This is a genomic window from Streptosporangium canum (genome assembly GCF_900113865.1).
Lineage (GTDB): Bacteria > Actinomycetota > Actinomycetes > Streptosporangiales > Streptosporangiaceae > Streptosporangium > Streptosporangium canum.
The window spans coordinates 194093-208933 of sequence record NZ_FOQY01000007.1 but is presented as its reverse complement, the minus strand read 5'-3'; the positions used below and the strand labels follow the sequence as shown (position 1 = coordinate 208933).

General features: G+C 72.8%; 17 protein-coding genes. 4 read left to right on the top strand and 13 right to left on the bottom strand.

Features of this window, described 5'->3' with window-relative positions; all coding sequences use genetic code 11:
• Positions 1–6: 6 nt before the first annotated feature.
• Positions 7–414: a hypothetical protein gene (locus BM085_RS13330; protein WP_093887311.1), complete on the top strand. Its 408-nt coding sequence runs from the start codon at positions 7–9 to the stop codon at positions 412–414.
• Positions 415–499: 85 nt separating this feature from the next.
• Here BM085_RS13330 and BM085_RS13325 read toward each other — a convergent pair whose 3' ends face one another.
• The 3 genes from BM085_RS13325 to BM085_RS13315 form a co-directional block, all read right to left on the bottom strand.
• Positions 500–859 carry a fluoride efflux transporter FluC gene (locus BM085_RS13325; protein ID WP_245789299.1) on the bottom strand — a complete coding sequence of 120 codons (360 nt, stop codon included), beginning with the start codon at positions 857–859 and terminating at the stop codon, positions 500–502.
• Positions 856–1173: a fluoride efflux transporter FluC gene (locus BM085_RS13320; RefSeq protein ID WP_177245089.1), complete on the bottom strand. Its 318-nt coding sequence runs from the start codon at positions 1171–1173 to the stop codon at positions 856–858. Before BM085_RS13320 ends, BM085_RS13325 begins: the two co-directional genes overlap by 4 nt.
• An 88-nt stretch (positions 1174–1261) precedes the next feature.
• On the bottom strand, positions 1262–1969 hold the full coding sequence (locus BM085_RS13315) for a lysophospholipid acyltransferase family protein (protein WP_093887309.1): 708 nt from the start codon (positions 1967–1969) through the stop codon (positions 1262–1264).
• A gap of 148 nt (positions 1970–2117) precedes the next feature.
• Between BM085_RS13315 and BM085_RS13310 the strand changes: the two genes are divergently transcribed.
• Together BM085_RS13310 and BM085_RS13305 are read left to right on the top strand one after the other, a co-directional pair.
• On the top strand, positions 2118–2882 hold the full coding sequence (locus BM085_RS13310; protein ID WP_093887308.1) for an alpha/beta hydrolase: 765 nt from the start codon (positions 2118–2120) through the stop codon (positions 2880–2882).
• 66 nt (positions 2883–2948) lie between these two features.
• Positions 2949–3425: a hypothetical protein gene (locus tag BM085_RS13305; RefSeq protein ID WP_093887307.1), complete on the top strand. Its 477-nt coding sequence runs from the start codon at positions 2949–2951 to the stop codon at positions 3423–3425.
• 3 nt (positions 3426–3428) lie between these two features.
• Here the strand turns inward: BM085_RS13305 and BM085_RS13300 are convergent, their stop codons facing one another.
• From BM085_RS13300 to BM085_RS13270, 7 genes are all read right to left on the bottom strand, one after another.
• Positions 3429–4559: a hypothetical protein gene (locus tag BM085_RS13300; protein ID WP_093887306.1), complete on the bottom strand. Its 1131-nt coding sequence runs from the start codon at positions 4557–4559 to the stop codon at positions 3429–3431.
• 56 nt (positions 4560–4615) lie between these two features.
• Positions 4616–5347, bottom strand: coding sequence for an endonuclease/exonuclease/phosphatase family protein (locus BM085_RS13295; RefSeq protein ID WP_093887305.1), 732 nt, complete (start codon positions 5345–5347; stop codon positions 4616–4618).
• Between the two features lie 62 nt (positions 5348–5409).
• Complete coding sequence (locus BM085_RS13290) at positions 5410–6354, bottom strand: ROK family glucokinase (RefSeq protein WP_093887304.1); 945 nt, start codon at positions 6352–6354, stop codon at positions 5410–5412.
• 22 nt (positions 6355–6376) lie between these two features.
• Positions 6377–6820 carry a DUF5304 family protein gene (locus BM085_RS13285; RefSeq protein ID WP_093887303.1) on the bottom strand — a complete coding sequence of 148 codons (444 nt, stop codon included), beginning with the start codon at positions 6818–6820 and terminating at the stop codon, positions 6377–6379.
• Positions 6813–7982, bottom strand: a complete 1170-nt coding sequence (locus tag BM085_RS13280) for an ArsA family ATPase (RefSeq protein ID WP_093887302.1) — start codon at positions 7980–7982, stop codon at positions 6813–6815. The genes BM085_RS13285 and BM085_RS13280 overlap by 8 nt, the downstream gene beginning before the upstream one ends.
• 61 nt (positions 7983–8043) lie before the next feature.
• Complete coding sequence (locus BM085_RS13275; protein ID WP_093887301.1) at positions 8044–8481, bottom strand: SRPBCC family protein; 438 nt, start codon at positions 8479–8481, stop codon at positions 8044–8046.
• 43 nt (positions 8482–8524) lie between these two features.
• Complete coding sequence (locus BM085_RS13270) at positions 8525–9292, bottom strand: metallophosphoesterase family protein (protein ID WP_093887300.1); 768 nt, start codon at positions 9290–9292, stop codon at positions 8525–8527.
• Between the two features lie 213 nt (positions 9293–9505).
• On the opposite strand from BM085_RS13270, the gene BM085_RS13265 reads away from it, so the two are divergent.
• The gene (locus BM085_RS13265) at positions 9506–11299 is read left to right on the top strand and encodes an AMP-dependent synthetase/ligase (RefSeq protein WP_093887299.1); all 1794 of its coding nucleotides are present in this window, start codon (positions 9506–9508) and stop codon (positions 11297–11299) included.
• Positions 11300–11435: 136 nt separating this feature from the next.
• Here the strand turns inward: BM085_RS13265 and BM085_RS13260 are convergent, their stop codons facing one another.
• The 3 genes from BM085_RS13260 to BM085_RS13250 all read right to left on the bottom strand — a co-directional run bounded on the left by BM085_RS13260 (position 11436) and on the right by BM085_RS13250 (position 14783).
• On the bottom strand, positions 11436–12560 hold the full coding sequence (locus tag BM085_RS13260; protein ID WP_093887298.1) for a glycosyltransferase family 4 protein: 1125 nt from the start codon (positions 12558–12560) through the stop codon (positions 11436–11438).
• On the bottom strand, positions 12557–13834 hold the full coding sequence (locus tag BM085_RS13255) for a M48 family metallopeptidase (RefSeq protein ID WP_093887297.1): 1278 nt from the start codon (positions 13832–13834) through the stop codon (positions 12557–12559). Before BM085_RS13255 ends, BM085_RS13260 begins: the two co-directional genes overlap by 4 nt.
• A gap of 163 nt (positions 13835–13997) precedes the next feature.
• Positions 13998–14783, bottom strand: a complete 786-nt coding sequence (locus BM085_RS13250) for a hypothetical protein (protein WP_143120907.1) — start codon at positions 14781–14783, stop codon at positions 13998–14000.
• Between the last annotated feature and the right edge of the window lie 58 nt (positions 14784–14841).

Genomic DNA, 14841 nt, shown 5'->3' with positions numbered 1-14841 from the left:
GCGGGGATGGGCGTCCCGGCGGACGGATGGCTCAGCCGTACCCTCCGTCCGAAGAAGGTCCCGGTCCCCTGGGCCGCGGCGGTGCGGGCGGGCGCGGTCGTCTCGGCCGGCCCCTGGACGGCGGCCTGGTGGCCGGAGGTCGTGGCCCTGCAGCGGATCGGCGAAGCGGTCATCGAAGCGGCCGTCCAGGCCCGGTCGGGGGCCGCCGTCCCCTCCTCCGCCGACGTGACGGCCACGGTCGCGGGTCTGCGGAGGCTGGCGGCGGCCGTACAGGAGTGGCCCGTCCCGGCCTCTCCGGGCCCGCTCCCCGGATCGGGGCCGCTGGCCGGTGTGGCGCAGGAGATCCGGACCGCCTGGTCGGCGCTGCCCGCGAGCGACCGGCCACGTGATCCCGGCACCCGTACGGCCGGCTGACCGGTGCCCGGCTGATCCTACGGCCGGCTGACCGGTGACCGTACGGCCTGCTGGGGGCGCCGTGCTCCGCCCGGTGCCCGTGCCGCTAGAGGGCCCGGGCCAGGGCCGCGCCGATGAACGCCGCCACGAGGCCGAACACGACGTTGATCCCCATGTTGGCCACCGCGAGGCGGCGTTCGCCCTTCTCCGCCAGGCGCAGGGTGTCGTTGGCCAGGGTGCTGTAGGTGCTGAGCGCGCCGCAGAAGCCGGTGCAGGCCAGGAGCAGCAGCCATTCGGGCAGCCGCCCGGCGACCGTCCCCTCCACGACCAGGCCGAGCAGGAACGAGGCCGCCACGTTCGCCACGAAGATGGCCCACGGGAAGCGCGTGGGGATCCGGACCCCGAGGAGGTCGCGGAGCGAGGCGCCGACGGCGCCGCCCAGCAGCACCAGGATCGCGGCGGTCACATCACTCTCCTCGCGATGGCCGTCCCGACGAATACGGCGATCATCGCGAGCACGGGGGTGAGCACGAGATGGATGACGGCCACGCCGGTGTCGCCGGAGTGGAACTTGTCCTCCATGTTCACCGCGTAGGAGGAGAAGGTGGTGAACCCGCCGAGGAAGCCGGTCGACAGGAACGGCCCGACGAGCGGATGGCCCTGGTGCCTGTCGATCCAGACCGTCAGCAGGCCGATCAGCAGACAGCCGGTCACACTGACCACCAGAAGCGTCCACTGCAGTGCGTGCGGCAGGTTCGGGAAGGCCGCGGCGGCGGGCACACTCCCGGAGCCCTCCGTCCGATCAGGCCGGCCGGGGGCCGTCGGCGGCGGCTGCCCCTCCGGCCGGGCCCGGCGAGGCCGGGTGCCGTCAGCGGCGCCTGCCGGACTCCTTGGCCGCGCGGGCGGCCTCGGCCTTGGCGCTCGCGGCGTATTTGTCGACGTACTCCTGATCGGCGAGCTCCATCAACGCGTACATGATCTCGTCGGTGACGGCGCGCAGGACGAGGCGGTCCTCCTCCATCCCGTAGTAGCGGGAGAAGTCCAGCGGCTTGCCGAACCTCACCCCGGGGCGGATGCCCAGCTTGGGGAGGGGACGGCCGGGAGGCATCATCTCGAAGGTGTTGACCATCGCCCACGGGATGACCGGCGCGCGCGACTCCAGCGCCAGCCTGGCCACACCGGTCTTGCCCTTGTAGAGGCGGCCGTCGGGCGAGCGGGTGCCCTCGGGATAGATGGCGAGCACCTGGCCCTCGCCGAGGATGCGCTTGCCGGTGCGGAGCGCCGCCTCGCTGGCCTTGCCTCCCGAACGGTCGATCGGGACGGTGCCCACGCCGCTGAAGAAGGCCCGGCTGAGGACGCCCTTGAGGCCGCGGCCGGTGAAGTAGTCGGACTTGCCGAGAGAGATCACCTTGCGCGGCAGGAAGAGCGCCCCGAAGAAATGGTCGGCGAATGACAGGTGGTTGCCCGCCAGGATTACCGGCCCCTCCTTGGGCACGTTCTCCACCCCCTCCGCCCACGGACGGAAGACGAGATGGAGGAAGGGCCAGAGGATGGCCTTCACCACCCAGTAGAACACGTGAGGCTCCTTCGATTGACAGGCGGGACCTTGAGTTATCTTCGCATCTCCGGTGCCGGCCAACTACACCGCGAAACCACTCAAATCGACCTCTCGCAAAATATGCCCCACTCGTGCGACGATCGGGCGAACCTTACAAGGAGCTACGATGCCAGTCATGCCCGGCGCGGAGCCGTACCACCATAAAGGTGGTCAGATCGGCGTCTTGCTCTGCCATGGATTCACCGGCTCGCCCCAGTCGCTGCGCCCGTGGGGCGAGCACCTGGCCGCGGCCGGCCTGACCGTGGCGCTGCCCCGGCTGCCCGGCCACGGCACCACCTGGCAGGAGATGAACCGCACCCGCTGGGAGGACTGGTACGCCGAGCTGGACAGGACCCTGGCCGACCTGCGCGGCCAGTGCGCCGAGATCTTCGTGATGGGCCTGTCCATGGGCGGCTGCATGGCGCTGCGGCTGGCCCAGGTCCACGGTGCGGGGATCAGGGGGCTGGTGATCGTCAACCCGTCGGTGACCAGCGACGTGCCGCTGCTCCGGCTGGCGCCGCTGCTCGGGCTGGTGGTCCCGTCGGTGGCGGGCGTGGCGGGCGACATCAAGAAGGAGGGGGCGACCGAGCTAGGCTACACACGCACTCCGGTGAGGGCCGCGGCCAGCCTTCCCCGGCTGTGGGCACTGACCCAGGCGGAGCTGGGCAAGGTCACCCAGCCGGTGCTGGTCTTCCACAGCTCGCAGGACCATGTGGTGAAACCGGCCAGTGTGCGTATTCTGCGTGAGAGGCTGAGCGGGGGGAATCTTAATGTGGTGGAGCTCAACGACAGCTACCACGTCGCGACGCTCGACAACGACGCGGATCGGATCTTCTCGGGGAGCCTGGAGTTCGTCCACGCGAACACCTCGCTACCCTTGCAGAGAGACTGATCGCGAGTGGGGGATGCGCGGTTTCCGGGAGGAAGTGGCCCGCTGATGAGTAACGAGCCCAGCTAAGTGACACCTCAAAGCGATGAGGACGAGGTCTGGCGTCAGATCGTCGCGTCCTTCAACGACACCGCCGTACGCGACTCGGCCGACCAGCCGTGGCCCGACAGCGAGAACCTGCCCTCCGAACCTCCCCGGCGCGTGGTCAAACAGTCGGACGAGGACGAGCGCCCGCCGGCGGAGGACCTCTCCGACGCCGATACCGACACCGACACCGAGCAGGCGGATCCCGACGACGAGGGTCACTACGTGCCCCCGCCGCCGCCTCCGCTGCCCAAGACGGACACCACCACCAAGCTCGCTTGGCTGGCCCTCTTCGGCGGCCCGGCCTACCTGCTGCTCAGCGCCGCCCTGAACTGGCAGTTGCAGGGCTGGATGCTGTTCACCGCGGTCGCGGCGTTCATCGGCGGTTTCGTGGCGCTCGTGGTGCGGATGGGCGACGGCCCGCCCAACGACTCCGGCTGGGACGACGGCGCGGTCATCTGACGGCTACGGCTTGGCGCGCTCCGAGGTGCCGAGCCGCTCGATCACGTCGGTGTAGCGGCCGTCGGCGTCCACCACGTGGCCCACGGTGACCACGGTGCCGGCGCCCGGCAGATAGGCCACCGACTGGAGCCTGATGGTCCGCGGGGCGACGGCGGCCGCGCCGCGGAGCGGCCTGACCGTGCGGCCGTCGTAGCGGAGCAGGAAGGCCTCGCCGGGCCGCTCCAGATCCACCCCGGAGATCCAGAAACGGCCCTTGCGGTCACCGGTCACGCCGTACAGGCGCACGTCGCCGCCGGGCGGGGTCAGCCGGGACCACTTCTTGCCGTTCCAGGACAGGATCAGCGGGCCGGCCCTGCCGGAGTCGTCGTAGACGCCGCCGACGGCCAGCGCCCGCTTCGGCCCGTCGAGGTGGATGTCGCGCAGGTAGCCGCCGGGGATGTCCGGGACGTGGAAGGTCTTCCAGCGCCCGCCGGACAGCCTCGTGATCAGCGGCCTGCGGCCGGTGTCGCCCACCGCCCACCCGTCGCTCTTGCCGGCCAGGGCCACGCCGTACAGCGTGCCCTTCCCCTCGAGCTGGGTGAGCTTCCACTTGCCGCTCCCGGTCCCGGTGACGACGAGCGGGTGCTTGTCGCGGCGGCCGACCGCGACCATCCGGCCGGGGGCGGCCGCCACCCCGCCCAGCCAGTCGCCCACCCGCAGGCTGTCGACGGTGACCCGGTCGAAGGCCGACCCGTCTCCCCTCGCCAGGTACGGCAGGCCGTCATGGCCCTCGCCGACGGCCCACAGCTCGGTCGGGGAGGCGGCCGCGACCGAGCGCAGGAGCCCCGCGCCGGTGGGATCGTTGCGGATGCCGACCTCGGTCCAGGTCACGCCGTCCCAGTGGGTGATCGCGCCCCGGCTCTGCCAGATGTCCCAGACGCTCTGCTGGCCCACCGCCCAGACACTGGTGGCCGAGACCCCGGCCACGTCGGACAGCGACCCGTCACTGCTCAGCCGCGCGCTGGTCGGCGCCTGCCATGCCTCCGCCGCGGGCGGGCTGGCGGGCTCGGCGTGGGCGGCGGGCAGACGCGGAGACAGCAGGAGCAGGCCTCCCGCGCAGAGCGCCAGCGCACGCCGCGGAAGGCGACGGGTCATGCTCAAATGGTAAGGGCCGCGCCCGGCTCGCGTGCCCGCTCCCCCCGGTTGCCCTCCTACGGGTGCGGCCGGCCCAGCTCGGCCACCACCGGCAGATGGTCGGTGGCGGCCACCAGATCGGCGGGATCGGCCTCGGCCACGCCGCAGGAGAGGACCGGGAGCCCCGCCGCGGCGAAGATCGCGTCGATGCGTCTCCCGGGCCGCCGGGCGGGGAAGGTGAGCCCGTCACCGCGCGGCGAGACCGGGTAGCAGTCGGTCAGGTGCCCGGCCAGGTGCCGCCAGGCCGGCTCGTGGGACTGCTCGTTGATGTCCCCGGCGAGCACCGGCAGCGCGCCGAACCGGCCGGCGGCGGCCCGCAGCAGGGCCAGCGCCTCCGTCGCGTGGCACAGCCGGGCGCCCCTGTCGAGGTCCAGGTGGACGGAGCCGACGGCCACCCGCCGCCCCTCGGCCTCCAGCACCGCGATCGCGACCGCGCGCTGTTCCAGACCGGGGAACCACCTGAGCAGGTGCCCCTCGCCGTGCAGCAGCCGCACGCCCGGACCGACCAGCACCGCCACCCCGCCCAGACGGCGGCCCGCCGCCACGGTCAGCCCGCCGGAGGCGGCCAGCCGCCCGCGCCTGCGGCGCCAGCACAGGAAGCGGGGGGCCTCCTGCACGCAGAGCACGTCGGGGTGGATCGCGCTGATCACCCGTCCCAGCGCGGCGACGTCGTCTTTCATGGAACGCACGTTGTAGCTGGCGACCCTGAGCACCGCAGCCACCTCACTCGACGGAGCGTCATGGGACATGACGGGACGTGCCGTGAGAGTAGCCCGGCGGGCCCCGGTGTGCCAGAGCCCGCGGACAGACGTCAGCGCCTGCGGGCGAGGTCCGCCGCGCCGACCAGACCGGCCGACGCGCCCAGCTCGGCCAGGCGGATGTCGGCCAGGGGACGGTGTCCCCGGCCGGTCAGGTTGCGGGCGAAGGCCTCACGGACCTGGCCGATCCAGAGGTCGGCGGCGCGGGAGACGCCGCCGCCGAGGACGAAGCACCCGGGGTCGAGGACCGCGGCGAGGTCGCACAGGCCCTGGGCGAGCCACTCGGCCATCGCGGAGAACGCCGCCAGCGCGGCCGGGTCCCCCTGCCCGGCCGCCTCGGTGATCTCGTGGCCCTCGATGTGCTCGGGGGTGCCGCCGGAGATCTCCAGCAGCAGGGCGGCGCGTGCCGGGTCGGCCTCGGCGATCGCCCTGGCCTCGGCGACCAGGGCGTTGCCGCTGGCGTACTGCTCCCAGCAGCCGAGGTTGCCGCACCCGCACAGGCGGCCCTCCGGCACCACCTGCATGTGGCCGAGCTCGGCGCCCATGCCCCAGCGGCCACGGTAGAGGGCGCCGTCCAGCACGACCCCGCCGCCGATGCCGGTGCCGACGGTCACGCAGACCAGATGGCTCTCACCGCGCCCGGCGCCGAACTTGGCCTCGCCCCACGCCATCGCGTTGGCGTCGTTCTCCACCACGACGGGCAGGCCGACGAGGTCGGAGACCTTCTTCTGCAGCGGTTCCTCGCGCCAGGCGAGGTTGGGCGCGAACCGCACCATGGACCGGGTCTCGTCGACGAACCCGGCGGCGCCGAGGCCGACGGCCTCGATCTCCCGGCCCTTGGACAGTTCCCGGACCGCCTCGGCGATCGTCTCGGCGACCTGTTCGGGGTTGGTGGCCGGGGTGGGCCGCAGAAGGTGCTCGACGATGCGGCCGTCCTCGTCCACGACGCCCGCCGCGACCTTGGTACCGCCGATGTCAACGCCGATGGTCAGCGCCATTGTCCACCCTTTCCCCCTGGGCTCACCCCAGGTCGATGTGCTCCACGGGGGTCTCTTCCCTGCCGCGCTCCCGTGCCCGCTGCGCGGGCGTGGGCTTGTTGAGCCCGTCGACGGCCGACCTGAACGCGGCGAACAGCTCGCTGCCCGCCTGCATCAGGTGGTCGGCGACCGCTCCGCCGGACTCGCGCTGGGCGGCCATCGCACGGCAGACGGGGCAGGCCCGGCAGATGTACTCGTCATGCTCGGAGACCGCCTCCTCCCACACGTCACGGCTGCCGGCACGGCTTCCGCCGCCGGAGAAAGCACTGCCGAACCCGGTCATCGTGCCCTTGATCAGGTTCTTCCGCAGCTCTCTGGCCGCTCTCTGCTGGAACGTGTCGAAGAGTTTGAACGCCTCCTCGGTCGCGTTCCCCAGCGGGTCCCGGTCGTTGTCGGTCCTGCCGGTCTTGTCGGTCTTCTCAGTCATCAGGCCCTCCCGATTGGAACCGTACCCGGAGAAAGCCGTCGCGGAGCACGGCCTCTCGCACGGATCTGCGGGCCAGGGCCGCGGGCAGGGCCAGGACCCGGCGGTAGGAGCCCGCGTTGACGATCAGCTCGTCGCCCTTGCGGGCCAGGTCCACCTCGCCCTTCTCGGCGAACGGCAGGGCCAGGATCAGCTCGCCCTCGGGGGTGATCCGCAGCGGTGGGTCCGCGGTGGGCGGGGCGAAGGGGTCGGACGCGCCGTACATGGCCTCGGCGACCCGGGCGAGGGCGGCGGGGCCGACGGGCTCGGCGTCCAGGTAGGGCACGGTGTGGACGGGCAGCGGGGCGAAGGACTGCTCGACTTCGGCCAGGTGCCCGGCCTGGGCCTCCACCCACCGCTGCCGCCACGGGTCGGCGCCCCCGGCGGGGAAGACCCGGTTGGCGATCACCGCGTCGACGCGATAGCCGTACAGGCTGAGGGAGGTGAGCGTGCGGCGGGCCTCGGCCAGCACGACGGCCTCGGGGGTGAGCACCAGCCGGACGCTGGCGTCGGGCCCGGTGAGCAGCTCTCGGACCTCCAGCAGGCCCCGGTGGAGCCGCTCCCCCGCGCCGACCACGTGGTCCTCGGGCACGCTGACCTGCGCCACCCGGCGGATGAGCGGGGAGAGCGTGCGCAGGAGCCGCCTGCCGACCGGCAGCAGCCGGTTGACGTGCCAGTCGAGGGCCTCGGGCAGGGCGAGCAGCCGGAGCGTCTCGGCGGTGGGCGCGCAGTCGATGACGATGACGTCCCAGCGGCCGCTGCGGGCCTGCTCGCGCAGCTCCAGCAGGGCGATGACCTCCTCGGCGCCCGGCAGGACGGTGATCTCCTCGGCGGTGACCTCGTCCAGGCCCAGCTCGGCGAAGAAGCCCCTGGCGTAGTCGCGCAGGTCGCCCCACTGGCGCTCCAGCGCCTTCTGGGTGTCCACCTGGTGCAGGTGGAGGCCGGGCGAGACCTCGGTGGGCTCGGCGCCGGCGGTCGCGCCGAGCGTGTCGGCGAGCGAGTGCGCGGTGTCGGTGGAGACCACCAGCGTCTTACGCCCCGACCTGGCCGCGAGGGTGGCGGTGGCGGCCGCCGCGGTCGTCTTGCCGACGCCGCCCTTACCGGTGAACAGCAGGACCCGGCTCACGCGTCCTCCCCGCCCGGCGCCCCGGGGCGCACGCCCGCGGGTCCGGCCCGGCCCGGCTCCCTCATGAGGTCTCGACGCGCTTCTTCAGTCCCTTCAGGGCGGTGTCGATGATGACCTTCTCCGCCTTCCGCTTGATCATGCCGATCATGGGGACCTTGAGGTCCACGGCGAGCTCGTAGGTCACCTCGGTGCCACCGCCCTCGTCGGCGAGGCGGTAACTTCCGGTGAGCCCGGAGACCATCTTCCCCGCCTCGGCGATGTTCCAGTCGACGGAGTCCTCGCCGTGCCAGGTGTAGGCGAGGGTGTACTCGTCGCTGATCACGCCCGCGTCCAGGGCGAACCGGACCGTGGCCGGACGTCCGTCCTCGCCGGCGGAGAGCACGCGCGCCGACTTCACCTGGCCCGCCCACTCCGGGTATGAGGCGAAGTCGGCGATCACCGTCATGATGGGGGACCGGCCGGCGCCGATCGTGATGCTCGAAGTGGTGCGATCAGCCATGGGGTTACCGTACTCGTTCCACGTTTCCGGGCGAACTTCCGGCTCACCACTCCAGCGCGAAAGGCACGCCCCTGCCGCGGAAGTGGCCCACGTTGAGGCATTCGGTCCTGCCGATCCGCGTGCGGGCGGCCAGGGGCTGGTGCACGTGGCCGAACAGGGCGTAGCGCGGCTGGGTCCGCCTGATCGCCTCCAGCGTGGCCTCGCTGCCCCGCTCGAAGCGCCGGGCGACCACGTCGTAGAGCAGCTCGGGGACGGCGGGAGGGATGTGGCAGCAGAGCACGTCCACCTCTCCCACGGCCTCCACCTTGCGCGCGAACTCCTCGTCGTCGATCTCGTTCGGCGTCCGGTACGGCGTGCGCAGCCCGCCCCCGACGAAGCCGAAGCGGAGCCCGCCGATCTCCACGCTCTGCCCGTCGAGCACGTGGTGGCCCTCCCGGAGGTATTCGGGCCAGTAGCGCGGCAGGTCCACGTTGCCGTGGGTGAGATAGGCCGGGGTCGGCATGGCGGCGAAGATCTCACCGTACTGCCGGCGGACCGAGCGCTCGATGTGGTCGCGGGGGTCGCCGTCCAGCGAGGCCCAGAGCGCGGCCGACATCTCCCGCGCCTCGTCGAACCGTTTGGCCGTGCGCAGCGCGATGAACTGCGTGGCCCTCTCCTGCCCGAACAGCTCGGGGAAGATGCCCTGGGAGTGGTCGTCGTAGTCGATGAACAGGATCAGGTCGCCCAGGCAGACGAGCGCGTCGGCGCCCTCGCCCGCGCGCGCCAGGGCGGCGGCGTTGCCGTGCACATCACTGACGACATGAACCCGCATGCCGGACATCCTAACCATCCGCTAAATACGGACATAAGTAACAACTCGGATGCGACCCCGGGGCCGGAAGGTCGGTTCGGAGGTCCCGAGCGACGAGACTGATACCGTGAAATCGCCCCCGGCAACGCCTGGGTAACGGTGTCCACCGGCGCGTAACCTATCGCGGTAACTTCCAGGCAGCCCATTGATCCGCGCGTCTTCAGGGAGTGACCCGTGCGCGAGTACAGCGTCCCCGTACTGGTGGATGTCCCCGCCTCCGCCAACCTGACCGACACGGTGTTCCAGCGCGCCGAACGGGAACCGGGCGCCGTCACCCTGCGCCGCAAGATCGGCGACGACTGGATCGCCGTCACCGCCCGGGAGTTCCGCGACCAGGTCGCCGCGGTGGCGCGGGGACTGATCGCGGCCGGGATCGGCGCCGGTGACCGGGTGGCCCTGATGTCGCGCACCCGCTACGAGTGGACCGTGATCGACTACGCGATCTGGGCCGCCGGCGCGGCCAGCGTGCCGATCTACGAGACCTCCTCCTCCGACCAGGTCAGATGGATCATCTCCGACAGCGGCGCGAAGGCCGTGTTCGTGGAGCTGGAGTCGCACGAGGAGGTCGTCCGCGAGGTGCTGGCCGAGCTGCCGGACCTCAAGGACGTCTGGCGCATCGACGGCGGCGCGCTGGAGGAGCTGACCGCGGGCGGCGCCGAGGTGTCCGACCAGGCGCTGACCGAGCGCAGGACCGGCCGCGGCACCGCCGACCTGGCCACCATCGTCTACACCTCGGGCACCACCGGCAGGCCCAAGGGCTGCGCGCTGACCCACGACAACCTGCTGTTCACCGCCAGGAACGTGGCGGCGGGCCCGCTGGAGCCGCTGTTCACCGTGGACGGCCGGGCGGGCCTGCTGTTCCTGCCGCTCGCGCACGTCTTCGCCCGCATGATCCAGGTCGTGCTGATCGAGACGGGCACCGTGCTCGCGCACACCCCGAACATGAAGAACGTCGCCCCCGACCTGCAGGGTTTCAAGCCGACGTTCCTGCTGGGCGTGCCCCGGGTGTTCGAGAAGGTCTACAACGGCGCGGAGCAGAAGGCCGCCGGCGACGGCAAGAGCAAGATCTTCCACGCCGCGGCCGACACCGCCATCGCCTGGAGCCGGGCGCAGTCGGAGGGCGGCCCCGGGCTCGGCCTCAGGCTGAAGCACACCCTGTTCGACAAACTGGTGTACGGCAAGCTCCGCGCGGCCACCGGAGGCAGGCTGTCGGCCGCGGTGTCCGGCGGCTCGGCCCTGGGCGAGCGGCTCGCCCACTTCTTCCGGGGCGTGGGCATCGAGGTCTTCGAGGGCTGGGGCCTGACCGAGACCTCCGCGCCGTCGGCGGTCAACATGCCGGGCGCCAACAAGGTCGGCACCGTCGGCAAGCCGTTCCCCGGCGTCACGATCGGCATCGGCGAGGACGGCGAGGTGCTGGTCAAGGGCCGTCACGTCTTCGAGGGCTACTGGAACGACGAGAAGGCGACCGGCGAGGCGATCGACGCCGGGGGCTGGTTCCACACCGGTGACGTCGGCGAGCTCGACAAGGACGGCTACCTGCGCATCACCGGCCGCAAGAAGGAGATCCTCGTCACCGCCGCGGGCAAGAACGTCGCCCCGGCCCCGATGGAGGACCTCATCCGGGCCCACCCGCTGATCAGCCAGGCGATGGTGGTCGGCGACGACCGGCCGTTCGTCGCGGCGATCATCACCCTCGACCCCGAGGCGCTGGAGCAGTGGAAGGGGGCCAACGGCAAGGCCGGGGCCACCCTCGCCGACCTCAGCACCGATCCGGCGATCCTCGCCGAGGTGCAGAAGGCGGTGGACAGGGCCAACAGGTCGGTCTCCAAGCCCGAGCAGATCAAGAAGTTCACGGTGCTCGACCGCGACATCAGCGAGGAGAGCGGGCACCTCACCCCGACCCTCAAGGTCAAGCGCAACATCGTGATGCGCGACTTCGCCAAGCACATCGACTCCCTGTACGGCTGACGCCGTCCCGGCCGGTCCACGCCGATCCGGCCGGGCCCGGCGGGCGGTGCGCGCGGTGCACGACGGGGTCGCCGCCCGGCCGCACGGGCCGGCGCGGTCCGGCGCGGTCCGGAAGGGCCGCGCGGACGGCCGCGCGTCAGGAGGGTCGCGCCGGTTCGAGCAGCCGGGCGAAGCGGGCGGCGACCAGCTCCCAGTCCCACTCCCGCGTGACCCACTCGCGCCCGCGCTCGCCCATCGCCCGGGCCCTGGCCGGATCTTTGAGCAGCTCGATGAGGGCCCCGGCCACCTCGGCCGGGGAGGTCCCGTCCACGACCAGGCCGGTCTCCCCCTGCAGCACCGCGTCGGGGGCCCCGCCCGACGCGCCCGCCACCACGGGCAGCCCGCTGGCGGAGGCCTCCAGGTAGACGATGCCGAGTCCCTCCACGTCGATGCCGCCCAACCGGGTACGGCACGGCATGGCGAACACGTCGCCGGCGGCGAGGTAGGCGGGTAGCGCCGCCGACGACACCGGCCCGGCGATCCTGACCGAGCCTCCCATCGGCCGGGCCAGCCGCTCCAGGGTCCTGCGGTACGGCCCGCCGCCGACGAGCAGCAGCACGCCGTCCGGCACGGCCCGCAGCACCTGGGGCCAGGCCCGCAGCAGGACGTCCTGCCCCTTGCGCGGCACCAGCCGGGACAGGCAGACCACGACCGGCCGGTCCCCCAGCCCCAGCGCCGCGCGGACCTGTCCCGCACCGGCCTCCGGCCGGAACAGGCCGGTGTCGACGCCGGGCGCGAGCCGTACCAGCTTGCCGCCGGCGATCACCGGGGCCAGCCGCTGCCTGGTGTACTCCCCCAGGTAGGTGACCACGTCGGCGTGGCGGCCGATCCTGGCCAGCAGGCGGCGGGCGAGCGGGACCTGCGCCCAGGAGGCCTCGTGGCCGTGGGTGATCATGACGACGCGGCCCGCGCCGGCGGCCCGCATCCTGGGCGCGAGCAGGCCGAGCGGGGCCGCCGCTCCGAACACCACGGTGTCGCACTTGAACTCGGCGACCAGCTCCGCGGCCCGGCGGGCGACCGCGCGGGTGGGCAGCATCAGTGAGGTGGGGTGGCGCACGACCGGGTACGGCTGCCGCGCGTCGAACGCCTCGCAGCCGGGCCACCGCGGGGCATAGACGACCACCGAGTCCTGCGGGAGGCAGGCGGCGAGACCGTGCACGAACGACTGGATGCCGCCCGCCCGGGGCGGGAAGTCGTTGGTGACGATCAGCGCGCGGTTCACGGCTCCCGCATGCCGTTCAGCAGGGCCCAGGAGCGCGCCATGGCGATGCGCTGCGGCGCCGTGGGGTGGGAGACGTAGAGGACGTATTCGAAGGCGTCCGGCGACAGGTCCGAGATGTTGGTGACCGACAGCCGTCTCTGCATGGACACGAACGCGTCCGGATCCCTGGTCAGGTCCAGCGCGTGCGCGTCGGCGCGGGCCTCGATGTGCCTGCTGACCAGGTTCTGCGCCGGCCCGGACAAGACCGTGGCCAGGCTCAGCAGCCCCATGACCAGGCCCACGGCCTTCGGGTCGGCCACCGAGGCGATCCCGGTGCGCCGCCGTACCGGCCTCCAGGACGCCACCAGGTAGAGCAGGCACGCCCCGCAGGCCGCGCCCAGGGCGCCGACGAGCGTGCCGTACAGCACGTCGCCGGCCTTGGCGTGGCCCAGCTCGTGCGCGACCACCAGCTCGACCTCGTCGGCGGGGGCCCGCAGCAGCGTGTCGTAGACCACGATCCTGCGGGTCGCGCCGAAGCCGGAGACGTAGGCGTTGAGCGCGGTGGTCCGCCGTGAGGCGTCGGCGACGAGGACGTCCTCGACGGGCACGCCGTCGCGGGCGGCCATGCCGAGCAGGTCGTCGCGGAGCTGTCCGGCGGGCATCGGCGTGAAGTCGTTGAAGACCGGCTCGATCAGCACGGGGTAGGCGAAGGAGGCGGCCACGGTCAGCGCGAACGCGCCGGCGGCCGCGGGGATCCACCAGCGCCGGTAGCGGCGCGCCAGCGCGACCACCGCGAGCACCATGATCGCGGTCAGCCCGGTCCTGATGCCGATGTTCTTGACCCGGTCGGCCGTCCAGGCCGGCCAGTTCTGGGTGGACAGGCCGAACTCGCGCAGGTAGGTCTCCGACCACATGCCCAGCGGCCAGCGGAGGATCTCCACCGCCGCCGACAGGACGAGGACGCCGAGCAGCACCCGCAGCCACCACGGCCCCCGCAGCCTGCCGAGCAGCCGCGCGCCCAGCGGGGTGCTCACCAGGACCCCGGCCGCCACGAGGGTCAGGCCGAGCGACAGGTAGGCGGGCGCGCTGACCGCCGCGTCGAAGATCTCGGAGCGGGCGATCTGGTCCGGGGTGAAGTCGCGGGCCGGATCCGGCGGAACGGACGGGGCGACGGCGGGCAGGGCCCGCCAGGGCGTGGTGAACGCCACGATCGCCAGCGTGGCCGCACCGAGGGCGGCCAGCGCCCACCCCGCCACCCGGATGCCCGAGGGCGCCTCCGCCGTGGTCGTCGTCATCGGATCCCTCCCCGCAGGCGCGTCGCAGCCCCCCGGGAGGCCGCAGGCACGCCCGTCGTGGTCCGCGCCATGGCACCCCTTCCGGAGGCCGCAGGCACGCCCTTCACAGTCCGCCTCACGGCACCCCTTCCGGAGGCCGCAGGCGTGTCCGTCGTGGTCCGCGTCAACCCAGTTCCCTCCGGAGGTGGTCACGCCAGGCGGCGGTGAGCTGCGCCGTCGACAGGCCCAGCGCACTGCCGACATCGCTACCGTAGAGCCTCACCAGCGCCTTCTCACCGAAGCGCTCCGCGATGTAGCGGCAGGCGAGCCACGCCTCCTCGTAGGCCTGCGCCAGCCGGGGGGCGCCGGGGGCGAAGTCGGCGGCTCCGGGCAGGCGGGCGGGCAGGGTGCCGGCGCGCACCTCCGCGGCCAGCTCGGCGGCGGCCTCGCGGACCCCGATCCCGGCGTCGCGGTATCCCACGTAGTCGGCGAACCCCTCCGACAGCCACATCGGCACCCGGCCACCGCGGGTCGCGCCGGTGGCCACGTGGGCGAGCTCGTGTGTGATCACCACGTCCCGGCCGATCGCGCTGAGCCTCGCGTAACCCGACGGCAGGACGATCACCCTGTCGGCGGTGGCCATCGCGGCCAGCCCTCCCGTGCTCCCGGCGCCCGCGAGCGCCGCCGCCTCCGCGTCGGTGGCGGGAAAGAGGATCACCGGCCGGACCGGTCCCCAGATCCGCCCGACGGTACGGCGGGCACGGTCGGCCCTCGACGCCAGATCGCGGAGATCGGCGAGCGGGACGCGGTGGCCGATCACGACGGAGTGCTCCCCGCGGACCACGGTCGCGGCCCCCGGCCAGAGGCCGCGCGTCTCCTGCGGAAGGGGCCCCGCCCCGGCGGTCAGGCCGGCGCTCATCAGCGCCAGCATCCCGGTGAGCACGGCGCGGCGCCCTCTCCGGACGGACATATGAGCTGATGGTACTCGACCGGCATGGAGCGGCCCCGTCCATCCGCGGAGGATGGAC